The sequence below is a fragment of the Leclercia adecarboxylata genome (assembly GCF_035787115.1).
Classification (GTDB): domain Bacteria; phylum Pseudomonadota; class Gammaproteobacteria; order Enterobacterales; family Enterobacteriaceae; genus Enterobacter; species Enterobacter adecarboxylatus_E.
Genome location: NZ_JALKTL010000001.1, coordinates 1,274,453 through 1,296,753 on the forward strand (window position 1 = coordinate 1,274,453; position 22,301 = coordinate 1,296,753).

The 22,301-nt window shown below is 57.6% G+C and carries 18 protein-coding genes; 5 read left to right on the forward strand and 13 right to left on the reverse strand.

Annotated features, from left to right (window positions below; translation table 11 throughout):
* Positions 1–49: 49 nt before the first annotated feature.
* Positions 50–2,686 (reverse strand): DNA topoisomerase (ATP-hydrolyzing) subunit A, encoded by a 2,637-nt coding sequence (gene gyrA, locus MXM41_RS06045; RefSeq protein ID WP_325930517.1) that lies wholly within the window; start codon positions 2,684–2,686, stop codon positions 50–52.
* A gap of 132 nt (positions 2,687–2,818) precedes the next feature.
* Here gyrA and ubiG point away from each other — a divergent pair, with 132 nt between their 5' ends.
* The 4 genes from ubiG (at position 2,819) to yfaE (ending at position 7,606) form a co-directional block, all read left to right on the forward strand.
* The gene (gene ubiG, locus MXM41_RS06050) at positions 2,819–3,547 is read left to right on the forward strand and encodes a bifunctional 2-polyprenyl-6-hydroxyphenol methylase/3-demethylubiquinol 3-O-methyltransferase UbiG (RefSeq protein WP_325930518.1); all 729 of its coding nucleotides are present in this window, start codon (positions 2,819–2,821) and stop codon (positions 3,545–3,547) included.
* Between the two features lie 334 nt (positions 3,548–3,881).
* Positions 3,882–6,167 (forward strand): class 1a ribonucleoside-diphosphate reductase subunit alpha, encoded by a 2,286-nt coding sequence (gene nrdA / locus MXM41_RS06055; RefSeq protein WP_325930519.1) that lies wholly within the window; start codon positions 3,882–3,884, stop codon positions 6,165–6,167.
* A gap of 54 nt (positions 6,168–6,221) precedes the next feature.
* Positions 6,222–7,352 carry a class Ia ribonucleoside-diphosphate reductase subunit beta gene (gene nrdB / locus MXM41_RS06060; protein WP_325930520.1) on the forward strand — a complete coding sequence of 377 codons (1,131 nt, stop codon included), beginning with the start codon at positions 6,222–6,224 and terminating at the stop codon, positions 7,350–7,352.
* Complete coding sequence (gene yfaE / locus MXM41_RS06065) at positions 7,352–7,606, forward strand: class I ribonucleotide reductase maintenance protein YfaE (RefSeq protein ID WP_325930521.1); 255 nt, start codon at positions 7,352–7,354, stop codon at positions 7,604–7,606. The genes nrdB and yfaE overlap by 1 nt, the downstream gene beginning before the upstream one ends.
* A gap of 5 nt (positions 7,607–7,611) precedes the next feature.
* Here the strand turns inward: yfaE and yfaU are convergent, their stop codons facing one another.
* From yfaU to MXM41_RS06095, 6 genes are all read right to left on the reverse strand, one after another.
* On the reverse strand, positions 7,612–8,412 hold the full coding sequence (gene yfaU / locus MXM41_RS06070; RefSeq protein WP_325930522.1) for a 2-keto-3-deoxy-L-rhamnonate aldolase: 801 nt from the start codon (positions 8,410–8,412) through the stop codon (positions 7,612–7,614).
* Between the two features lie 15 nt (positions 8,413–8,427).
* Positions 8,428–9,717, reverse strand: a complete 1,290-nt coding sequence (locus MXM41_RS06075) for an MFS transporter (RefSeq protein WP_325930523.1) — start codon at positions 9,715–9,717, stop codon at positions 8,428–8,430.
* A 50-nt stretch (positions 9,718–9,767) separates the two neighbouring features.
* The gene (gene rhmD, locus MXM41_RS06080) at positions 9,768–10,973 is read right to left on the reverse strand and encodes an L-rhamnonate dehydratase (protein WP_325930524.1); all 1,206 of its coding nucleotides are present in this window, start codon (positions 10,971–10,973) and stop codon (positions 9,768–9,770) included.
* A 13-nt stretch (positions 10,974–10,986) separates the two neighbouring features.
* Positions 10,987–11,808 carry an IclR family transcriptional regulator gene (locus MXM41_RS06085; RefSeq protein WP_325930526.1) on the reverse strand — a complete coding sequence of 274 codons (822 nt, stop codon included), beginning with the start codon at positions 11,806–11,808 and terminating at the stop codon, positions 10,987–10,989.
* Positions 11,809–12,008: 200 nt separating this feature from the next.
* Complete coding sequence (locus MXM41_RS06090) at positions 12,009–13,208, reverse strand: nicotinamide mononucleotide deamidase-related protein YfaY (RefSeq protein WP_325930527.1); 1,200 nt, start codon at positions 13,206–13,208, stop codon at positions 12,009–12,011.
* 92 nt (positions 13,209–13,300) lie between these two features.
* Positions 13,301–13,843, reverse strand: a complete 543-nt coding sequence (locus MXM41_RS06095; RefSeq protein ID WP_325930529.1) for a YfaZ family outer membrane protein — start codon at positions 13,841–13,843, stop codon at positions 13,301–13,303.
* Positions 13,844–14,111: 268 nt separating this feature from the next.
* Here MXM41_RS06095 and MXM41_RS06100 point away from each other — a divergent pair, with 268 nt between their 5' ends.
* Positions 14,112–15,560, forward strand: coding sequence for a catalase (locus MXM41_RS06100; RefSeq protein ID WP_325930530.1), 1,449 nt, complete (start codon positions 14,112–14,114; stop codon positions 15,558–15,560).
* A gap of 40 nt (positions 15,561–15,600) precedes the next feature.
* Here the strand turns inward: MXM41_RS06100 and MXM41_RS06105 are convergent, their stop codons facing one another.
* From MXM41_RS06105 to menD, 6 genes are all read right to left on the reverse strand, one after another.
* Positions 15,601–16,533 (reverse strand): Rpn family recombination-promoting nuclease/putative transposase, encoded by a 933-nt coding sequence (locus MXM41_RS06105; RefSeq protein WP_325930864.1) that lies wholly within the window; start codon positions 16,531–16,533, stop codon positions 15,601–15,603.
* A 93-nt stretch (positions 16,534–16,626) separates the two neighbouring features.
* Positions 16,627–17,994 carry an o-succinylbenzoate--CoA ligase gene (gene menE, locus MXM41_RS06110; RefSeq protein ID WP_325930531.1) on the reverse strand — a complete coding sequence of 456 codons (1,368 nt, stop codon included), beginning with the start codon at positions 17,992–17,994 and terminating at the stop codon, positions 16,627–16,629.
* Positions 17,991–18,956, reverse strand: coding sequence for an o-succinylbenzoate synthase (gene menC / locus MXM41_RS06115; protein ID WP_325930532.1), 966 nt, complete (start codon positions 18,954–18,956; stop codon positions 17,991–17,993). The genes menE and menC overlap by 4 nt, the downstream gene beginning before the upstream one ends.
* Complete coding sequence (menB, locus tag MXM41_RS06120) at positions 18,956–19,813, reverse strand: 1,4-dihydroxy-2-naphthoyl-CoA synthase (protein ID WP_325930533.1); 858 nt, start codon at positions 19,811–19,813, stop codon at positions 18,956–18,958. Before menB ends, menC begins: the two co-directional genes overlap by 1 nt.
* Before the next feature lie 9 nt (positions 19,814–19,822).
* Positions 19,823–20,587, reverse strand: a complete 765-nt coding sequence (gene menH / locus MXM41_RS06125) for a 2-succinyl-6-hydroxy-2,4-cyclohexadiene-1-carboxylate synthase (protein ID WP_325930534.1) — start codon at positions 20,585–20,587, stop codon at positions 19,823–19,825.
* Positions 20,584–22,254: a 2-succinyl-5-enolpyruvyl-6-hydroxy-3-cyclohexene-1-carboxylic-acid synthase gene (menD, locus tag MXM41_RS06130; protein ID WP_325930535.1), complete on the reverse strand. Its 1,671-nt coding sequence runs from the start codon at positions 22,252–22,254 to the stop codon at positions 20,584–20,586. Before menD ends, menH begins: the two co-directional genes overlap by 4 nt.
* Positions 22,255–22,301: the final 47 nt, after the last annotated feature.

Below are 22,301 nucleotides of genomic sequence, written 5' to 3' on the forward strand. Positions count from 1 at the left end.
TCCTGCATAAGAAAAGGGCCGGAAACCGGCCCTTTGTCGTCAGGAGAGATTACTCTTCGGCATCATCTGCCGCATCATCGTCGGTTTCGGCTTCCGGTGCGATTTCATCGTCACCTTCTGCCACGCTACCGTCGATAGAGTCGAGTTCTTCATCATCCACTGGCTCAGCGACACGCTGCAGACCCACCACGTTTTCATCTTCCGCCGTGCGGATGAGGATCACGCCCTGGGTATTACGCCCTACCACGCTGATTTCCGACACGCGGGTACGCACCAGCGTACCGGCATCGGTGATCATCATGATCTGGTCGGTATCATCGACCTGTACCGCGCCGACAACGGAACCGTTGCGCTCGGTGACTTTGATCGAGATAACGCCCTGGGTGCCACGGGACTTGGTCGGGTATTCATCCTGCGCGGTACGTTTACCGTAGCCGTTCTGCGTGACGGTGAGGATTGCGCCTTCGCCACGTGGAACAATCAGCGAGACAACGCTGTCTTCGCCCGCCAGTTTAATCCCACGAACGCCTGTGGCCGTACGGCCCATGGCGCGCACCGCGTTCTCTTTGAAGCGCACCACTTTACCAGCGGCAGAGAACAGCATCACTTCGTCGGAACCTGAGGTCAGATCCACGCCAATCAGTTCATCGCCTTCGTTCAGGTTGACGGCGATAATGCCGGCAGAACGTGGGCGGCTGAATTCGGTCAGGGCGGTTTTCTTCACCGTACCGCTGGCGGTCGCCATAAAGACGTTCACGCCTTCAGCGTACTCGCGAACCGGCAGTATCGCCGTGATGCGTTCGTTTTGCTCCAGCGGCAACAGGTTGACGATTGGACGTCCACGCGCGCCACGGCTCGCTTCCGGCAGCTGATAGACCTTCATCCAGTACAAACGGCCCCGGCTGGAGAAGCAGAGAATGGTGTCATGGGTATTAGCAACCAGCAGGCGGTCGATAAAGTCTTCTTCTTTAATACGTGCCGCTGATTTGCCCTTACCGCCACGACGCTGTGCTTCATAGTCGGTTAACGGCTGGTACTTCACGTAGCCCTGGTGGGACAGGGTGACGACGACATCTTCCTGGTTGATCAGGTCTTCGATGTTGATATCAGCGGAGTTGGCCGTGATTTCAGTACGACGCTCGTCGCCAAACTGATCGCGGATAAGCTCCAGCTCTTCGCGGATCACTTCCATCAGGCGCTCGGCGCTGCCGAGAATGTGCAGCAGCTCAGCGATCTGCTCCAGCAGCTCTTTGTACTCGTCGAGCAGTTTTTCATGCTCAAGGCCAGTCAGCTTCTGCAGACGCAGATCCAGAATCGCCTGTGCCTGCTGTTCAGTCAGCCAGTATTTGCCATCGCGAATACCGTACTGCGGCTCCAGCCACTCAGGACGCGCGGCATCGTCACCTGCACGTTCGAGCATCGCAGAGACGTTGCCCAGATCCCACGGCTGTGCAATCAGGCCGGCTTTCGCTTCGGCAGGCGTTGGCGCACGACGGATCAGTTCGATGATCGGATCGATGTTTGCCAGCGCCACCGCCAGTGCTTCGAGAATGTGGGCACGGTCGCGAGCTTTACGCAGTTCGAAAATCGTACGACGGGTCACAACTTCCCGGCGATGACGGACGAACGCGCTCAGAATGTCTTTCAGGTTCATGATCTTCGGTTGACCATGGTGCAGTGCCACCATGTTGATACCGAAGGAGACCTGAAGCTGAGTCAGGGAGTAGAGGTTGTTAAGAACCACTTCCCCTACCGCGTCACGCTTGATTTCAATCACGATACGCATGCCGTCTTTATCAGACTCATCACGCAGCGCGCTGATACCTTCAATACGTTTCTCTTTAACCAGCTCGGCAATCTTCTCGATCAGGCGTGCTTTGTTCACCTGATACGGAATTTCGTGGACGATAATGGTCTCACGGCCGGATTTTGCATCGGCTTCGACCTCGGCGCGGGCGCGAATGTAGATCTTGCCGCGACCGGTGCGGTACGCTTCTTCGATACCGCGACGACCATTAATAATCGCCGCCGTCGGGAAGTCCGGGCCCGGAATGTGTTCCATCAGCCCTTCAATGCTGATGTCTTCATCGTCGATATAGGCCAGACAGCCGTTAATCACTTCTGTGATGTTGTGCGGTGGAATGTTGGTCGCCATACCTACGGCGATACCGGACGAACCATTTACCAGCAGGTTAGGGATCTTCGTCGGCATGACGTCAGGAATTTTTTCCGTGCCGTCGTAGTTGTCGACAAAATCAACCGTCTCTTTTTCCAGATCGGCCATCAGTTCATGGGCAATCTTCGCCAGGCGGATTTCCGTATAACGCATTGCTGCAGCGGAGTCACCGTCGATAGAACCGAAGTTACCCTGACCATCAACCAGCATGTAACGCAGCGAGAATGGCTGCGCCATACGGACGATGGTGTCGTACACCGCGGAATCACCATGAGGATGGTATTTACCGATTACGTCACCAACGACACGGGCAGATTTTTTGTACGCTTTATTCCAGTCATTGCCCAATACGTTCATGGCGTATAGTACGCGACGGTGTACCGGCTTAAGTCCATCGCGGACATCCGGCAGCGCACGGCCAACAATGACCGACATCGCATAATCCAGATAGGAGCTCTTCAGCTCTTCCTCGATGTTAACCGGTGTAATTTCTCTCGCAAGGTCGCTCATCTAACCGCTATCCCTCTACTGTATCCCGGATTCAAAGGTCGGAAATTATAACACACACGCTTAGGTTTAAACTAATTTGCTTTGTTATCCTGATATACTTCCTCGTCTTTAAATTACGGAGTAAAAGCGTCCATGAATGCGGAAAAATCCCCGTTGGCTGATAACGTCGACCACGAAGAGATCGCCAAATTTGAAGCCGTGGCCTCGCGCTGGTGGGATCTTGAAGGTGAGTTCAAACCGTTGCACCGCATTAATCCTCTGCGCCTGGGCTATATCGCGGAGCGTTCCGGCGGTCTGTTCGGTAAAAAAGTGCTCGATGTGGGCTGCGGCGGCGGCATCCTGGCCGAGAGTATGGCGCGCGAAGGCGCCACGGTAACCGGGCTGGATATGGGTTTTGAACCGCTGCAGGTGGCGCGTCTGCATGCGCTGGAGAGCGGTATTCAGGTGGAGTACGTACAGGAAACGGTCGAAGCGCATGCGGCAGAGCACGCCCATCAGTATGACGTTGTCACCTGCATGGAGATGCTGGAACACGTTCCTGACCCGCAGTCGGTGGTAAGAGCCTGTGCGGCGCTGGTCAAACCGGGCGGTCAGGTGTTTTTCTCTACCATCAACCGCAACGGCAAAGCCTGGCTGATGGCGGTGGTCGGCGCGGAGTATGTGCTGCGGATGGTGCCAAAAGGCACCCACGACGTGAAAAAATTCATTAAGCCGGCCGAACTGCTGAGCTGGGTAGACAACACATGGTTGAAAGAGCAGCATATGACCGGGCTGCACTACAACCCTCTCACTGACAAATTCAAACTGGCGCCAGGCGTGGACGTTAACTACATGCTCCATACCACCGCTAAAAAAGACTAAGCTTAGCCACGCTTTTTCTGACGAATGCGCAGCGGTCCGTTGCGCATTTTTGACCACTCGTTGAAGAAATCAGCAGTCGATCAAATTTTCATTTTTTTTTCTCAAATATTGACATCACGTCCAGGCCTTACGGTACGAGGACTTACGCTTTTTTACCCTTTCACAACCTCAATTTAACCTCAAAATCAACTCTTGTGCTGAAAAGAATCCTTACTAGAATACTCACCATCTTGCGTTATCCTTATCGTAAAACCCCTACATGTAGTATTTATCCACAGAGGTCTGTGGATAAACGGGGGATATTTTCATTTTTCACGGACAGGTAAAAACCCACATGAATCAGAGTCTGCTGGTGACAAAGCGCGACGGTGCTACCGAGCGTATCAATCTGGACAAAATCCATCGAGTTCTCGACTGGGCAGCAGAAGGGCTGAATAACGTATCGATTTCCCAGGTTGAACTGCGCTCCCATATCCAGTTCTATGACGGCATCAGAACGTCTGATATCCACGAAACCATTATCAAAGCCGCGGCGGATCTCATCTCCCGCGACGCACCGGATTATCAGTATCTGGCTGCCCGTCTGGCCATTTTCCACCTGCGTAAGAAAGCCTACGGTCAGTTTGAGCCGCCAGCGCTGTTCGATCATGTGGTGAAGATGGTCGAGCTTGGCAAGTACGACACGCATCTGCTGGAAGACTACACGGAAGAAGAGTTCAAGCAGATGGACGGGTTTATCGATCACTGGCGTGATATGAACTTCTCCTACGCGGCGGTGAAGCAGCTGGAAGGAAAATACCTGGTCCAGAACCGCGTGACCGGCGAGATCTACGAAAGCGCCCAGTTCCTCTACATTCTGGTGGCGGCCTGCCTGTTCTCTAACTACCCGCGTGAAACCCGTCTGGAATACGTGAAGCGTTTCTACGATGCCGTTTCCACCTTCAAAATTTCTCTGCCGACGCCGATCATGTCCGGCGTGCGCACCCCAACCCGCCAGTTCAGCTCCTGCGTGCTGATCGAGTGCGGCGACAGCCTGGATTCTATTAACGCCACCTCCAGCGCCATTGTGAAATACGTTTCCCAGCGTGCTGGTATCGGCATCAACGCCGGTCGTATTCGTGCGCTGGGCAGCCCGATTCGCGGCGGCGAAGCCTTCCACACTGGCTGTATTCCGTTCTACAAGCACTTCCAGACCGCGGTGAAATCCTGCTCCCAGGGCGGCGTGCGTGGCGGTGCAGCCACCCTGTTCTACCCAATGTGGCATCTGGAAGTCGAAAGCCTGCTGGTACTGAAAAACAACCGTGGCGTGGAAGGCAACCGCGTGCGTCACATGGACTACGGCGTCCAGATCAACAAGCTGATGTACACCCGTCTGCTGAAAGGTGAAGACATCACCCTGTTCAGCCCGTCCGACGTCCCGGGTCTGTATGACGCCTTCTTCGCCGACCAGGATGAGTTCGAGCGTCTGTACACCAAATACGAAAAAGATGACAGCATCCGTAAGCAGCGCGTGAAAGCGGTTGAACTGTTCTCCCTGATGATGCAGGAACGCGCCTCGACTGGTCGTATCTACATTCAGAACGTCGATCACTGCAACACCCACAGCCCATTCGATCCGGTTGTTGCGCCAGTGCGTCAGTCAAACCTGTGCCTGGAGATCGCCCTGCCGACCAAACCGCTGGAAGACGTGAACGACGAAAACGGCGAAATCGCCCTGTGTACGCTGTCTGCGTTCAACCTGGGTGCGATTAACAGCCTGGACGAACTGGAAGAGCTGGCCGTGCTGGCCGTGCGTGCCCTGGACGCGCTGCTGGATTATCAGGATTACCCAATCCCGGCGGCGAAACGCGGTGCGATGGGTCGTCGTACGCTGGGCATTGGCGTTATTAACTATGCCTACTGGCTGGCGAAAAACGGCAAACGTTACTCCGATGGGAGCGCCAACAACCTGACGCACCAGACCTTCGAAGCTATTCAGTACTACCTGCTGAAAGCCTCGAACGAGCTGGCGCAAGAGCAAGGTGCATGCCCGTGGTTCAACGAAACCACCTATTCCAAAGGCATTCTGCCGATCGACACCTACAAGAAAGACCTGGATGCGATTGCCAACGAGCCGCTGCATCTTGACTGGGAGCGTCTTCGCGAATCCATCAAGACTCACGGCCTGCGTAACTCCACGCTCTCTGCCCTGATGCCGTCCGAGACCTCCTCGCAGATCTCCAACGCCACCAACGGTATTGAGCCGCCGCGCGGTCACGTGAGCATCAAAGCCTCCAAAGACGGTATCCTGCGCCAGGTGGTGCCGGATTATGAGCTGCTGAAAAATAACTACGAGCTGCTGTGGGAGATGCCAAATAACGATGGCTACCTGCAACTGGTGGGTATTATGCAGAAATTCATCGACCAGTCGATCTCTGCCAACACCAACTACGATCCGTCACGCTTCCCGTCAGGGAAAGTGCCGATGCAGCAGCTGCTGAAAGACCTGCTCACCGCCTACAAATTTGGCGTGAAAACCCTGTACTATCAAAACACCCGTGACGGTGCTGAAGATGCACAGGACGACCTGGCGCCTTCAATCCAGGACGATGGCTGCGAAAGTGGCGCATGTAAGATTTAATATCAATGCCGGGTGGCGCTTCGCTACCCGGCCTACGATTTTCAGGACACAATCATGGCATACACCACCTTTTCACAGAAGAAAAACGACCAGCTAAAAGAGCCGATGTTCTTTGGCCAGCCGGTCAACGTGGCACGCTACGATCAGCAAAAATATGACATCTTCGAAAAGCTGATTGAGAAGCAACTCTCCTTCTTCTGGCGTCCGGAAGAAGTTGACGTTTCCCGCGACCGCATCGACTTCCAGGCTCTGCCGGATCACGAAAAACATATCTTCCTCAGCAACCTGAAGTATCAGACGCTGCTGGACTCCATTCAGGGGCGCAGCCCAAACGTGGCGCTGCTGCCGCTGATCTCCATCCCTGAGCTGGAAACCTGGGTCGAGACCTGGGCGTTCTCCGAGACGATCCACTCCCGCTCCTACACCCATATCATCCGTAACATCGTCAACGATCCGGCGATCGTCTTCGATGATATCGTGACCAACGAACAGATCCTCAAGCGTGCGGAAGGCATTTCCCACTTTTATGACGATCTGATCGAGATGACCAGCTACTGGCATCTGCTGGGTGAAGGCACGCACACCGTGAACGGCAAAACCGTCACCGTGAACCTGCGTGAACTGAAGAAAAAACTCTACCTGTGCCTGATGAGCGTGAACGCGCTGGAAGCGATCCGTTTCTACGTCAGCTTCGCCTGCTCCTTTGCCTTTGCGGAACGCGAGCTGATGGAAGGCAATGCCAAAATTATTCGCCTTATCGCCCGCGACGAAGCGCTGCACCTGACCGGCACTCAGCATATGCTGAACCTGCTGCGCAGCGGCGCAGACGATCCGGAGATGGCCGAGATTGCTGAAGAGTGCAAACAGGAGAGCTATGACCTGTTTGTCCAGGCGGCACAGCAGGAGAAAGAGTGGGCGGAATATCTGTTCCAGGGCGGCTCAATGATCGGCCTGAATAAAGATATTCTCTGCCAGTACGTTGAGTACATCACCAACATCCGCATGCAGGCGGTCGGACTCGATCTGCCGTTCCAGACCCGCTCCAACCCCATCCCGTGGATCAACACCTGGCTGGTCTCTGATAACGTGCAGGTCGCACCACAGGAAGTGGAAGTGAGCTCCTACCTGGTGGGTCAGATTGACTCTGAAGTGGATACTGACGACCTGAGCAGCTTCCAGCTCTGATGAGCCGCGTGACGCTTCGTCTTTCTGGCACAGAGCTTCTGTGCCAGGAAGAGCACCCCTCCCTGCTTGTTGCGCTGGAATCCCACCAGATTGCCGTTGAATACCAGTGCCGCGAAGGCTACTGCGGTTCCTGCCGCTGTCGTCTGGTCACCGGCCAGGTCGACTGGATAACCGAACCGCTGGCCTTCATCAACGAAGGTGAAATTTTGCCCTGCTGCTGCCGGGCAAAAGGGGATATCGAGATCGAGATGTAACCCGGTTAATAGCTGCTTCTCTCTCCCGGGGCGCGGGCAGATTTAAACAGCGCCAGCCGTTTATCCAGCGCCTCGGTATAAAGCATGGTATCAACCCCGACGGCAACAAAGTTCGCTCCCCACTCAAGACAGCGCTTCGCCATCTCCGGATCCACCGCCAGAAAACCCGCAGCTTTTCCGGCATGACGGATCCGGCGGATCGCCTGCTCAATGATCGCCTGCACCTGCGGGTGCCCGGCGTTGTCAGGATAACCCAGCGAAGCGGACAGGTCTGCCGGGCCGATAAACACGCCGTCAATTCCCTCAACTTCCAGGATCGCATCCAGGTTATCCAGCGCGGTTTTGCTCTCCACCTGAATAAGCAGGCACAGTTCGTCGTTAGCACGGGCCATATAACTTTCCACCCGTCCCCAGCGTGCCGCCCGTGCGACCCCTGCCCCAACACCGCGCACACCCAACGGCGGATAGCGGGTTGCAGAGACAATCTCCCGCGCCTGTTCGGCACTGTCGACCATCGGGATCAGCACTGTTCTGGCGCCAATATCCAGCACCTGCTTAATCAGGCTACGGTTACCATCAACCGGGCGAATCACCGGCTGGCTGGTATAAGGAGCAATCGCCTGCAGCTGATGGTAGAGATCCTGAATGGTGTTTGGCGCATGCTCCCCGTCGATTAGCAGCCAGTCGTAACCTGACGTTGCCGCTATCTCCGCCATATAGGACGAGGTGGAACTGAGCCACAGACCAATCTGCGTGTCTCCGTTACGCAAGGCCTGCTTAAAGGGGTTTAAAAGAACGTTCTGCATGATGACTCCCTGATGTTAATGATGTACGCGGTCGGCCTGCGGTGCGGTGCGGGTTACCCCCAGCACCAGGATTGCCAGTGCACCAAGAATGGCGATCCCGGCCAGTGCCAGCAGCCCGGCCGCATCACTGCCGAACACGTTCTGGGCTTCTACCCGGATAAGCGGGGCGAGAAAACCACCGACCGCGCCAAACAGATTGACGAAGCCAATCCCGGCCGCCAGTGCGGTGCCGGAGAGCAACTGCGTCGGCATGGTCCAGAAGACCGGCTGTACCGCAATAAACCCTACTGCGGCTACACACAGCGCCACTATCGCCAGCACCGGCGACACCAGCCCCGAGACTCCCACCCCAATACCGGCTGCCAGCAGCGTCAGCGTGGCAATGTTGCGCCGCTCGCCGGTGCGGTCGGAGTAGCGCGGAATAAGCCAGGTGCCAAACAGCGCGGCCACCCAGGGGATCGCCGCCACCACCGAGGCGGTGAAGCCAACTTTGGTGCCGAGCAGGGCTGCCACCTGGGTCGGCAGGAAGAAAATCAGCCCATAGACGGCTATCTGAATGGTCATGTAGATAAAGGCCAGCTGCCAGACCCGACCGTTGCGCAGGGCATCGCTCAACCGCGAGGTGGATTTGCTTTGTTCTTCCCCCGCCAGCTGAGCAATGAGCACCTGCTTCTCCTGTGGGTTCAGGAAACGCGCCTGCTGCGGGGAATCGTCCAGCCAGAAGAAAGTAAAGACCCCGGCGCCAACGGCAATCAGCCCTTCGATAACAAACATCCAGAACCAGCCGGGATGGCCCATAAAACCGTGCATCTCCAGCAGCGCGCCGGAGAGCGGCGATCCGAGCGACAGCGCCAGGGGAGCCCCCATATAGAACAGCCCCATAATGCTGGCGCGATTGCGCTGGGGGAACCACTGGGAGGTGAGGTAGATCATTCCCGGGAAGAAACCTGCCTCTGCGGCCCCGAGCAAGGTGCGGATCAGCAGAAATTTACTTTCGGTATCGGCCCACGCCATGGCCGCAGAGAGAAATCCCCACAGCAGCGTGGTAGTGCCTATCCACGCCCGGGCGCCAAATTTACGCATCAACAGGTTGGCGGGAACGCCAAGCAGGGCGTATACCACAAAGAAGATCCCGGCGCCGAGGGCATAGGCTTCGTTGCTAAGCCCGGTATCGATTTGGTAGCTCTCCTTGGCAAAGCCGATGTTAGAGCGATCCAGAAACGCCAGCACATAGAGCGCCAGCATGAACGGGATCAGACGGGCGCGGTTTTTCCTGACCACGCTGTCAAGCAGAGTCGTACTCATAGAAAATCCTCAGTGAACGATGACGCCACGCCGGTACGCGGCGCGACGGATTAGTGGCTGTAAGGACGTTTCAGGGCGCAGTCACGGTTGAGCTCGACGCCGAAACCGGGTTTATCCAGCACCGATTTGTGGATGCGGCCATTCACCGGCACCGGTTCATCGAGCAGGATCGGGTCAAACTGCGGACGCAGCGTCGCGCAGTCCGGGCTGGTCATCAGGAATTCGCTGAACGGGGTATTGGTGAAAGTGATCACCGCGTGATGGGAGTAGACCGACGAACCATGAGGCACCACCAGTTGCCCACGGGCTTTCGCAATGGCGGCAATCTCCACCAGCGTGGTTAAGCCGCCGCACCAGCCCACGTCCGGCTGCATAATGTCGATCCCGGTTTCAGACAGCGTGCGGAACGATTGCAGCGTGCCGTGATGCTCGCCGCTGGTCACCATCATGCCCGGTGGGGCATTGCGCTTCAGCTCACGATAGCCTTCGTACTGCTGCGGCGGCAGACACTCTTCAATCCACTTCAGGTTGTACGGCGCACAGGCATGAGCCAGCTTCGTGGCATAATTCACATCCTGGCTCATCCAGCAGTCCAGCATCAGCCAGAAGTCCGGGCCACATTTTTCCCGATACTCCGCCACCATGTCCACATCCTGGCGGATCCCGGCGTCGCCGTCATGCGGTCCCCGGTGCGTTGGCATTTTGCCGCCGATAAAGCCCATCTCTTTTGCCAGGTCAGGGCGCGCGCCGGTGGCGTAAAAACGGATTTCATCGCGTACCGCTCCGCCGAGCAGCTTGTAGACCGGCAATCCGACCACCTTGCCGAACAGATCCCACAGCGCCAGATCGATGCAGGAGATGGTGTTCAGGACCAGCCCGCCAGAGCCAGCGTAGTACATCGTCGCCCCAAGCATCTGGTCGTGGATGAGCTTGATGTCGCTGACGCACTTGCCCTCAATAAAGCGGCTGAGATGTTTTTCAACGATAAAGCAGCCCATCTCCCCCGCCGTGGAGACGGCAAAACCGGTCTGACCATTATCGGCCTCCACTTCCACGATCAGCGTGCCAAGAACGTTAATCCCGAACGACTGACGCGACTGCTCATACTGCGGGTATTTACTCATCGGGGTGGCGATGTGATCGTCGATCCAGTGGTTGGTTCCCTGGTCATGATAATCGCCGCCGCCAGCGCCCTTCTCTGCCGTTGCGCCACCGGTGAACCAGGCGCGGATCTGTTTAATCTTTGGTAGGGTCATGATGTTCTCCACATTATGAGGCGTGTTGTTCGAAGGGGCTTTTCCAGCCCAGTAAACGTGAAATGTCTTTCGCACAGGCAATCGCTTTGCCGGCCAGGTAGTCGCGGTTGTCTTCGTTAATTTGCAGCCGGGTACCTACCACCGAGATTGCCGCGGTGAGATCGTTGCTGGCGTTAAAGACCGGGGCCGCCACGCAGCGCACGTCGGGATAGTCTTCGCCGTTATCAAAGCTCCAGCCCCTGGCGCGAATGCGTGCCAGTTCGTTACGCAACTGCGCAGGATCGGTAATGGTGGTTGGGGTGGCTTGCTCCCAGCTCAGGCCAGCGATGATCGTCTCCTGCGCCTGGGCGGGTTGCCACGCAAGCAGGCATTTACCAATGCCCGAGCGGGAGAGCGACAGGCTTTTTCCCTCATGGGAGCGCACGCTGATGGTGGCCGGAGACTCAATTTTGAGAATGTAGTAGGCGTTGTCGTGATCGATGATGCCGAGATGGCACAGCAGGCCGCACTCGTCCATCAGCCTTGTCAGGCGCGGGCGGGCCAGTTCGCGCAGATCCATCCGGCTAACGGCGTGTCCCGCCAGCTCGACCAGCTTGGTCCACAGGCAGTAGTTATCCTGACTATCGAGACTCAGAAAACGCTGTTTTCGCAGCTCCCCCAGTAGCAGGTAGGCGGTGCTCTTCGGGATCCCTAATTCCTCGATAATGGTCGCGGTGCTCTTCGGGATCCCTAATTCCTCGATAATGGTCGCGGCGCTACATGGCCCCAGACGGGCGATGGTGTTGAGAATATCGATAGCGCGAGTCAGCGCCGGTACTTTGCTTGATTCCAGCATAGTGGACTCCAGTCTTTAATACTGGAATCAGTGTTACGGCTGATGAAGACTTTATTTGTGAGCGGGTTCAAATCTCGCGCGCGATCCAGCCTGCTGGACCATAAGCAGTGGAATTCTGTGATAAACAGCACGGAAAAAAATCTGGCGAGTACAACAGGCTGGACAAACGCGCGCCGGGAGGAGAGCCCGGCGCGTAACTATTATGGCAGGAACAGCGTATCGACTACGTTAATCCAGCCATGTTCGCTGGCAACCGGCTTGCCGTTCAGCCAGCGTCGCAGCATATTCAGAGCCATCATCGCGCAAACCTCCTGACGCACCGCCAGGCTGTAGCGCGTGGCGCTCATTTTGACGCGCAGGCCGTGCGTGCCTTCGGGGGTGGCAAGGGCAAAGTTAAGGTGCTCCTCTTCCAGCCCGGAGATCGCCAGCGCCAGCCCGGCAAAATGGTTTACTCGCCGTTCTGCGGCCCAGTGCGCGGTTTGCGCCAGGGTCTCTTCCTGAGAAGGCACCACTTCGCTTGCCAGCAGCGAGGCGTTGGCGCGGGATAACTGCAGAGCCAGAAGCCCGCCGGTAAACTGCTCGCTCAGGGTCAGGCCGAGCTGACGGGACTGAAGCTCACGCACGATCTGCGCCGGCAACCCCTCGGTGCCTTCAAAAATCAGATTCTCACCTGCCACGCGCTGTACTTCCGGCCATAGCGCCAGCATGGCGGCTTTTTCCGTCGCCGGGCCGGTGAGTTTAAGTTCGATAATCGGCATGGAAGAGCGATAACCCATCGTGACGCCTGGCGGTAAAGAGAGATGATCGAGACTTTGGGCCAGATCGCTTTCGGAACGTCCGAAGGTGGTAAGACGTAAGCAGATCGGGGGATCCGGCAGGGAAAAACGGGCCCGCAGCCGCGGCAGGATCTCCTTTTCAACCATCACCTTAAATTCGGACGGCACGCCGGGGGTGAAGAACATCAGGCAGCGATTTAGCTGGATGGCAAAGCCGCAGGCGGTGCCGACCGGGTTATCCACCAGCTCGGCGCTGGCCGGGATTTCAGCCTGCTTGCGGTTGCTGGGGGCCATCACCCTGCCGCGGTCGCTGAAGAAACGTTCCATATGGCTGAGCCACTCGGTGTGCAGCACCAGCGCTTCACCTTTTGCCGTCGCGGCGGCCAGTGCGCTCAGGTCATCGCTGGTGGGACCAAGCCCGCCATTCACAATCAGGACATCAGCATGTTCGCTGCGCTCCCGTAAAACGTTGACCAGTGCCTCCAGTGAGTCACCCACCGTGTTGCGGCGCGTTAACGGTAATCCCTGCTCAAAGAAAATATCAGCCAGCCAGGCCGCATTGGTATCGGTAATTTGTCCATGCAGCACTTCATCGCCAGTGGACAGCATCTCCACGTTTATCATTGTGTTCTCCCGCTTAGGTGGTGAAAACACTATAACGCAATCGGCGGTGTGAGAAAGAGAAACAGGCGCGGCAGAACGCCGCGCCAGAGGGATCAGAAGCCAGCGCTTACGCCCACATACGGACCATCAGCAATAGCGTTGTCGCGGTGGCCATCTTTGCCCGCCAGGTTCAGATAGCGATAACCCGCTTCAATGGTAATCGGACGTATAATGGTCCAGCGTGCGCCGACATTCGCCTCTTCGTAGCTGTCGATACCGCTGGAGAGTGAGTCCGGAGAGTAGTAATACTCGCCATACAGACCAAAGCTGTCGCCAATTTTCCACTGCAGACCACCGCCCAATGCCGCCGCGTAACCTTCGTCGCCGTCGTTCGGGTTGGTGTAAATTCCTTTACCGCCGACCGTCGCCAGGAACGGGCCCAGAGGGAGGTTCAGACCCAGGCCGAGGCTGGCAGCATCGCCGTCGTCATCGTTATGCGTCCAGTTAGCGCTCACAGCCAGGCCCGACGTTTCCGTGCCAAAACCGACGCCAACGTTGGTGTAATCCTCACCGGCCTGGCCGCTAATGGAAATCGCGTTCGCTGCCGCAGAAACGAACATCAGGCCGCCCAGGCCCAGTAATACCACTTTTTTCATTGTCGTGATCCCGCACAATTATTGAAAGAAAATCCCAAACCGCGTGATTTTAACGTGCATATGTCTGCGATCAACGCTGACGTGATGTAATAAAAAATTAGATTGTAACGAGTTGATACTTACAGGTTTTAACAATGTTAAATCCCGCGAAACGGGTTTGCACCGATTAAGTTGCGGAAGATCAACAGGCGAGCCGGGTAATTTATTTAGATTAACTCTCGCTAAAAAGGACGTTTATTGATCAATTATTCACCATCAAGGAGTCAAGATGAGCAAAAAAGGTTTAACCACGGCATCCGGCTGCCCCGTTGCCCATAACAATAATGTCGCCACGGCGGGCCCACGCGGGCCGATGCTACTGCAGGATGTCTGGTTCCTTGAAAAGCTGGCACATTTCGACAGGGAAGTGATCCCGGAACGTCGGATGCACGCCAAAGGCTCAGGGGCATACGGTACCTTTACGGTCACCCAGGATATCACCGCCTTTTCTCGCGCGAAGCTATTCTCTGCTGTCGGTAAAAAAACCGATCTTTTTGTCCGTTTCTCCACCGTCGCCGGTGAACGCGGCGCCGCCGATGCGGAACGTGATATCCGTGGCTTCGCGATCAAGTTTTATACCGAGGAGGGCAACTGGGATCTGGTCGGGAATAACACGCCGGTTTTCTATCTGCGCGATCCGCTGAAGTTTCCGGATCTTAACCACGTCGTGAAACGCGATCCACGTACCAACCTGCGTAACCCCACTTACAAATGGGATTTCTTCTCCCAACTGCCGGAAACGCTGCATCAGCTGACCATCGACTTCAGCGATCGCGGCCTGCCGCGCTCCTATCGCACCATGCACGGCTTCGGCAGCCACGCCTTCAGCTTTATTAATCACAACAACGAACGCTTCTGGGTGAAATTCCATCTGAAGTCGCAGCAGGGTATTGAGAACCTGCAGGACGATGAAGCCAAACGCCTGGTCGCAGAAGATCGCGAAAGCTCACAGCGTGATTTGTTCACCTCCATCGAAAAAGGCGATTTCCCACGCTGGACGTTTTACGTGCAGATCATGCCGGAAAGCGATGCCGCGAAGGTGCCTTACAATCCGTTTGATCTGACCAAAGTCTGGCCGCACGGCGACTATCCGCTGATGGAAGTGGGTGTGCTTGAACTGAACCGTAACCCGGATAACTACTTTGCGGAAGTCGAGCAGGTGGCGATGTCGCCCGCTAACGTGGTGCCGGGGATTGGCTTCTCACCGGATCGTATGCTGCAGGGACGTCTTTTCTCCTATGGCGATGCGCACCGCTATCGCTTAGGCGTCAACCACCATCAAATTCCGGTTAATGCCCCGCGCTGCCCGTTCCATAACTATCACCGCGACGGCGCCATGCGGGTGGACGGCAACAGCGGCAACGGCGCAACCTATGAGCCAAACAGTTTCGGTGTCTTCCAGGAACAGCCAGACTTCAGTGAACCGCCATTGTCCCTTGAAGGTGCCGCTGACCACTGGAATCATCGTGAAGATACCGACTACTTCAGCCAGCCGCGTAAACTGTTTGAACTCCTGAGCCCGGAAGAGCAGCAGCGCATGTTTGAACGCATCGCCGGGGATATGCAGGATGTGCCGGCGTTTATTCAGGCCCGCCAGATTGCCCTGTTCAGTGAAGTCCATCCGCACTATGGCGCGGGTGTCCAGGCGGCGCTGATGCGCCTGGCCGAAGAGAAGTAAAAAAACAAAACGGGAGCCCAGGCTCCCGTTTTGTGCGTGTTTAATGCCTGGCCCGCTCGACAATCTCCGGGGCCAGCCCGGTCAAACGGGCAACCATTTCTGGCTGCAGGCCATTTTCCAGCATGGCCTTCGCGATGCGAAGCGCCTCCTGTTCGATACCTTCCGCTCGGCCCTGGCTAATTCCCTGACTTAATCCTTGTGCCATGCCCTCTTCCCGGAGAAATTGCGCGATATTCATTAACGTCTCCTTATGCTGATGATCCTTCGTCCTCTGTGCTAATGCCTGCAAAAACGCTGCGGGATCGGCGGTGTGACCGGCCTGCAGAAGATAGTTCAGCAACGTTTTCAACTGGGCATGGCTAGTGTATCCCAGCGCCAGGAGACTGACCAGATGCTCATGGAGCTCCAGCATATCCCGTTGGCGGATATGTTTTTGCAGCAGTTCCAGCATCGCAACCCGACGGTGTTGCATAATGCTTTTGTCAGGTATGCAGGTGATATCCACCAGGGGAAACGCCCCGGTATAAAGCGATTCAGCCTGCTCAGACAAGGCAAAACTATCGAGCCAACGTAGTGACCAGGGATAAGGCGATGTTTTGCCGTGATAAAAAAGGAGCGGGATCACCAGCGGCAGCTCGCGATACCCTTTTTCGAGATGACGCTGCATCGCGGCAATGGCGTAGCGCATCAGACGAAAAGCCATATGCCGATCCGGGGTGCTTTGATGTTCAATCAACACATAGATATAGCCGGCGCCGGAAGAGACGTTGACCGAATAGAGGACGTCGGAATAACTGAGCCGAAGATCCTCTTCGACGAAGCTACCCGACTCCAGACAAAGCGAAGAGAGATCGCACAGTACGCGGAATTTTTCAGGTAAATGAATCGCTAAAAAATCGCGCGCCGCCTCCGGCTGCGACAAGATTTTACGAAACACCGCATCATGCGGCGTGGGGGTTGATGGGCTGTGCATATTTTCCCTTGCGCCAGTGTCCTTAGGCGGAAAATAGCACAGCATGCGATGCAGGGAAGCCTGGTCGCTGCCTTTCACGAGCAGGATCGCAACTCAACCTTTCAGTGTCTGATGAACCCACTGTTGCAGGGCGCGACGGGAGATCTTAATGCCGCCATTTTTCAGCTCAGCCGGTAGCACCAGCCAGTGCACCGGCTGCTGAAAGCGCGCCAGCTTGTCGCTGAGCCAGTGCGGTAACTGGGCGATATCCGCTCCCGCCTCGCACTCAACCACCGCCACCGGCCGCTGCCCAAACTCGGTATCATCCAGGGGAACCACAAACACCTGGCTTATCTGAGGATGGGTGCCTATCACCCGCTCCAGTTCCTCCGGCTGGATCCCTTCCCCGCCACTGAAAAAGAGATTATCCATGCGACCGAGGATCGTCAGGCGTCCGTCCGTCATCTCACCGCGATCGCGGGTAGCAAACCAGCCCTGCGCGTTGGCAACACTCACCAGCCTGCCATCACGCCAGTAACCGCTGGCCATGCTGGCGGCCTTTAACCACACTTCGCCCTCCACTAGTTTTACCTCCCGGCCCGGCAGCGCCACGCCGACATCCGCCCGGCCGTCCGCCTCTTTGGCACACACGGTGGACGCAAACTCCGTCAGGCCATAGCCGCACCAGCTGCGAATGCCCCGGCTGGCAGCGCGCTGGGTTAACTCTCCGGGGATCGCCGCGCCGCCCAGCAGTACCGCTTTAAGCGCCACATCCTTGCCTGCGTTAAGCAAACGCCAGAGCTGGGTGGGTACGAGAGAGGCATGGGTACAGCCTCGCAGCATTTGCTCCAGGGGCCGTTTTTCACAAACGGTCAGACGGGCACCCGCCAGCAGCCAGCGCCACAGGATCCCTTGTCCGGAAACGTGGAACAGCGGCAGGGAGAGCAGCCAGTCGTCCTCCCCGGCGTAGGGCAGAAGGGACAGCACCCCTTCGGCACTGGCAAGGTGGGCGGCAAAGGTGTGCACCGCCGCTTTCGGCAACCCGGTAGAACCTGAGGTTAAGGTCATGGTCGCCAGCCGCTCAGGCTGCCAGACGGCACCTCTACTGCCCTGTAATGGTGCAAGCGTCAGGGCAGAGAGGCCGCAATATCCTCCCTCGCCGTCGAGCACCAGCGAAAACCGCAGCGTCAGGGGCGGGAGCAGGACCTCCAGCAGTGAACGCGGCAGCTGTGGGTTCACCGGCAGAATACGCGCCCCGCACTGCAGCAGCGCCAGCCAGGCCAGCAGCGTGTCGGGATGATTATGCGCCTGCAGCATCACCCCATCGCCTTCCCGCAAGCCCTGCTGCATAAAACCGCTTGCCAGCGCATCGGTACGCCGACAGACTTCGCGCCAGCTCAGGCTTTCGTCGTTAAGCCGCAATGCCAGTTGGTCAGATTTAGAGGCGCACCAGTGCCGCCAGGGCCAGTCAGTAAAGGTCATAGCAGCGGCTCCAGCGCCTCGCAGCCCAGGCATGGTAAGGTGCTGCCCGGCCAGGATCGCAGCAGCTGCGTCTGCATCAGGTTAAGGGTATCCAGGCCTGGGATCGTATCCGGCGTGAACCGTGCGGCGATGCGCGCCAGCTGGGTCAGACCGAGGCTCGACTCAATCGACGAACTGATCACTGCCGTCAACCCGAGGGCATGGGCCGCCAGCACCTGCTCGTGGACCTTCGCGAGACTGCCGGTGAGCGTGGGTTTAATTACCACCGCCCTGACTCCCGGCTCGGCAACGAATGCAAAATCGTCCTCGCGCAGGCTTTCATCCCAGGCAATGGCGATGCCGGTCTCCCGGGCAAAGGCCAGCGAGTCCGCACGGGTTTTACAGGGCTCTTCCAGAAAGGCAATGCGATCGCGCCAGGCTGGATTAACGTATTTCGCAAACTGCTGCGCTTTCAGCGGGGTCCAGGCCCGGTTGGCATCAAGCCGCAAACGCAGATCCGGGATGGCCTCCAGCAGCAGGTTCGCCACCATGCCGTCACGAACCGCTTCATACAGACCGACCTTGATTTTCGCTACTTTTTCGCCTGGCATCGCTGCCAGCACGGCAAACAGCTCATCGGGGTCGCCGGTACAAAGCGGCGCGGCGCGATAGTCCGCCTGTTCCGGCAGGGTGCCGTCCAGCTCAGCCTGCGCACAGCTGATGCCAAAATCTACCGCAGGCAAACCTGGCAGCAGCGGCGCTTCACCGTTGCGCCAGGCGATACACCATGCCCGCAGTGCAGCTTCCGCCTCCTGCAGCGATTCGCGACTGAAGCCCGGCAAGGGGGCGATCTCTCCCCACCCTTCCCGGCCACCGTGCTGCAGATGAACGAACAGACCGTCGCGGGTTTTCAACCGCCGCTCACGCAGGACCACACCCGCGTCCATCGGTACCTGCCAGCGGTAGATCTGCACCCTGCGCATTACGGATTCCGTTTGTATTTGCTGAAGTCCGGCTGGCGCTTCTCGTTAAAGGCGTTACGCCCTTCCTGGCCCTCTTCAGTCATGTAGAACAGCATGGTGGCATTGCCTGCCAGCTCCTGCAGTCCGGCCTGACCGTCGCAGTCGGCATTCAGCGCCGCCTTCAGGCAACGCAGCGCCATCGGGCTGTTTTGCAGCATTTCACGACACCAGCGCACGGTCTCTTTTTCGAGGTCGGCAATCGGCACCACGGTGTTAACCAGCCCCATATCCAGCGCCTCCTGGGCGTTGTACTGACGGCACAGGAACCAGATTTCACGTGCTTTTTTCTGTCCGACGATGCGCGCCATGTAGGACGCGCCCCAGCCGCCGTCAAAGGAGCCGACTTTCGGGCCGGTTTGACCAAAGATGGCGTTTTCGGCGGCAATGGTCAGGTCACACATCATATGCAGCACGTGACCACCGCCAATCGAGAAACCAGCAACCATCGCGACAACCGGTTTCGGGCAGGTGCGGATCTGACGCTGGAAGTCGAGCACGTTGAGGTGGTGCACACCGGAGTCATCCTGATATCCGCCGTAGTCGCCGCGCACTTTTTGATCGCCACCGGCGCAGAACGCCTTCTCACCTTCCCCGGTCAGGACAATCACGCCGATGTTGTCGTCGTAACGGGCATCCGCCAGCGCCTGGATCATCTCTTTGACGGTTAACGGGCGAAAGGCGTTACGCACTTCCGGACGGTTAATGGTGATTTTGGCGATGCCGTCCGCCGATTTGTGGTAGCGAATGTCGGTATAGCCTTCGGAGCAATCCTGCCATTCCACCGGTGCATACAGCATATTTTCATCAGGGTAGATCATAGCGTGTCCTTAAATTGAAAGACGGAGTATCTGGGCCAGACACTCGGCCACCGCAACGGGATTTTCCCGATGGGCGTTATGTCCGGCGTGGGGAATTTCATGGCGCCTCACGGAAAGTTGCCGGGCAAGATCCCGAAACTTACCGTCCTGCTCGCCATACATATAGAAAAAAGGGATGGCTGACCTGGCAAGTTCAGCCCGTAAATCGGGCTGTTCGGCCAGCGACGTCGCCTGCAGCATGGCAGCCAGCGCAGGACCGTTGTTGCGGCTGCGCAGGGCCACCAGCTGCTGGCGCTGCGCTGGGGTTAGCGAGGCAAATACCGGCTGTTGATACCAGTCGGTAAACACCCTCCCTGGAGTTTCCCGGCAAAAGCGCACGGCCCACTGCGCATCAGAGGCGCGACGGTTCGCGCGTTCATGTTCATTGCACAACCCCGGGTGCGCCCCCTCAACAATCAGCCCCTGCAGCGCCTCGGGCCGCTGGCAGGCGTGGTACAGCGCAATGCGGCCGCCGAGGGAGTACCCCACCAGCCAGTATTTTAGTATGTTGTAACTAACAAGCGTGCGATTCAGTAGCGTATTAACATCACTGAAATCGCGCACCCTAATGTGCGCCGATTTACCGTGTCCCGGCAGATCGAGATACAGCCGGGAATATTCGCTCAGGCGCTCACCTGACAACTGCCATTCCTGGCAATCGCCGGAAAAACCGTGCAGAAAAACCAGCCAGGGTTTATCCGCCTGACCTTTGCACGCGGTTCCCTGGAGGATCATAGATGGCTTACCTGCGCCAGCAGACTTTGCAGCATCTGCGCACCGTCGCTGTCGTTCACTACCACTTCGATAAGCGTAGCGCCGGGTTTGCTCCACGCCGTGTTAAGCGCGCTCTCCAGCTCATCCCAGCTTTCCGGGCGCTGATACCTGAGGCTGAACATCGCCGCGGCATGTTCAAACTGCACGTTTTGCGGCATCAGATAAAAGCGTTCCCGCTCGCTCTGCGGGGTGGGCAACAGGGAAAAAATCTGGCCGCCGTTATTGTTGATCACCATCAGCACAAAGGGTGGCGAAGCCTGACGCAGCAGCGCCAGCGCATTCAGATCGTAGAGCGCAGACAGATCGCCGACAATCGCCAGCGTCGAACGGGCATTGGCGCGCTGAACTCCGGCGGCGGTAGAAATGAGTCCGTCAATGCCGCTGGCACCACGGTTACTGAACACCGGATAGCCCGCCGGCAGGCGGGAGAAGGCGTCAATTAGCCGCACCACCAGGCTGTTGCCTACGAACAGTTGCCCCTGTTCTGGCAGAAAGCGATGGATACGGTGGGCCAGCTGCGCCTCGCCAAATGCTTCACTGTGTTGCCCTGTCAGCGCCCAGGCCTGGCGAGAGAGCTCGGGGATATCGGTTGCCCAGGGAGCGCGTTTCTCCGCCGGATGCAGTTCCAGCCACTCGGTCACGCTGGATACCAGCCGACGACCGCGATGGTGCGCGGGATCCAGCCGCCCTGCCTGCGAATCAACCAGCCAGTACTCTTCCGGCGTGCAGGTGGCCTGCCACTGCAGCAGACGTTTGCCCGTCAGGCTGCCGCCAAGCTGCACCACAATCTGCGCCTGCGCCAGTTCGGTGACGGCTTTAGCGTTGCCAAGCCAGAGATCCGCGCACGGCAGCGGCTGCCCGGTCTGGGAGAGCACGTCGCCAATCAGCGGCCAGCCCAGCCGTTGTGCCCACTGGGCCACCTGTTTGCCTTCCTCAGCGCTCATCCTGCCCGCGATCACCACGCCGCGTTTTTGTCGCCAGAAGAACCAGTCGCGTTGCTTCGGGCTGGAAAGCTCTGCCGGGGCGCGCAGCCAGGGTTTATCGCTCTGCCACCAGTCGCCCAGCGCCTGCTGCCAGTCGAGATCGGTATTATCCATTTCACCATACAGCGGCTCGGCAAACGGGCAGTTAATGTGCAGCGCCCCCGCTCGCAGCGCGCCCAGGGCGTTATCCACCGTCGAAACCAGCCAGCGGGCGGGGATGTCCCGGGTCGGGCGCGGCAGCGACAGCGTTTCTGTGGGATGAGAGGCAAAAATACCCGCCTGGCGAATGGCCTGGTTTGCGCCGCAGTTGATTAATTCGGGAGGACGATCCGCCGTCAGCAGCACCAGTTTTTCACCGGTCAAACCGGCTTCAATCAGCGCAGGATAGAGGTTAGCCACGGCCGTCCCGGAGGTGACAATAACGGCCACCGGCGCATCGCTGGCCTTTGCCAGCCCCAGCGCCAGATGTCCGAGGCCGCGCTCATCAAAATGGGTGTGATGAATAAAGGCGCGGTTTTCAGCGGCAGCCAGGGTCAGCGGCGTCGAGCGCGAACCGGGCGCGATGCAAACATGCCTGACGCCATGGCGGGTCAGGGCTTCAAGGATCACCGCCGCCCAGCGCCGGTTAAAGGAACTCACTGACATGGAATTGTCCGGTATCAATATTGCGACGTAGTATAAATAATAGAGAA

Coding starts and splice junctions, on each gene's coding strand:
- gyrA (WP_325930517.1), bottom strand. CDS start 2,686: ATGAGCGACCTTGCGAGAGAAATTACACCGGTTAACATCGAGGAAGAG.
- ubiG (WP_325930518.1), top strand. CDS start 2,819: ATGAATGCGGAAAAATCCCCGTTGGCTGATAACGTCGACCACGAAGAG.
- nrdA (WP_325930519.1), top strand. CDS start 3,882: ATGAATCAGAGTCTGCTGGTGACAAAGCGCGACGGTGCTACCGAGCGT.
- nrdB (WP_325930520.1), top strand. CDS start 6,222: ATGGCATACACCACCTTTTCACAGAAGAAAAACGACCAGCTAAAAGAG.
- yfaE (WP_325930521.1), top strand. CDS start 7,352: ATGAGCCGCGTGACGCTTCGTCTTTCTGGCACAGAGCTTCTGTGCCAG.
- yfaU (WP_325930522.1), bottom strand. CDS start 8,412: ATGCAGAACGTTCTTTTAAACCCCTTTAAGCAGGCCTTGCGTAACGGA.
- MXM41_RS06075 (WP_325930523.1), bottom strand. CDS start 9,717: ATGAGTACGACTCTGCTTGACAGCGTGGTCAGGAAAAACCGCGCCCGT.
- rhmD (WP_325930524.1), bottom strand. CDS start 10,973: ATGACCCTACCAAAGATTAAACAGATCCGCGCCTGGTTCACCGGTGGC.
- MXM41_RS06085 (WP_325930526.1), bottom strand. CDS start 11,808: ATGCTGGAATCAAGCAAAGTACCGGCGCTGACTCGCGCTATCGATATT.
- MXM41_RS06090 (WP_325930527.1), bottom strand. CDS start 13,208: ATGATAAACGTGGAGATGCTGTCCACTGGCGATGAAGTGCTGCATGGA.
- MXM41_RS06095 (WP_325930529.1), bottom strand. CDS start 13,843: ATGAAAAAAGTGGTATTACTGGGCCTGGGCGGCCTGATGTTCGTTTCT.
- MXM41_RS06100 (WP_325930530.1), top strand. CDS start 14,112: ATGAGCAAAAAAGGTTTAACCACGGCATCCGGCTGCCCCGTTGCCCAT.
- MXM41_RS06105 (WP_325930864.1), bottom strand. CDS start 16,533: ATGCACAGCCCATCAACCCCCACGCCGCATGATGCGGTGTTTCGTAAA.
- menE (WP_325930531.1), bottom strand. CDS start 17,994: ATGACCTTTACTGACTGGCCCTGGCGGCACTGGTGCGCCTCTAAATCT.
- menC (WP_325930532.1), bottom strand. CDS start 18,956: ATGCGCAGGGTGCAGATCTACCGCTGGCAGGTACCGATGGACGCGGGT.
- menB (WP_325930533.1), bottom strand. CDS start 19,813: ATGATCTACCCTGATGAAAATATGCTGTATGCACCGGTGGAATGGCAG.
- menH (WP_325930534.1), bottom strand. CDS start 20,587: ATGATCCTCCAGGGAACCGCGTGCAAAGGTCAGGCGGATAAACCCTGG.
- menD (WP_325930535.1), bottom strand. CDS start 22,254: ATGTCAGTGAGTTCCTTTAACCGGCGCTGGGCGGCGGTGATCCTTGAA.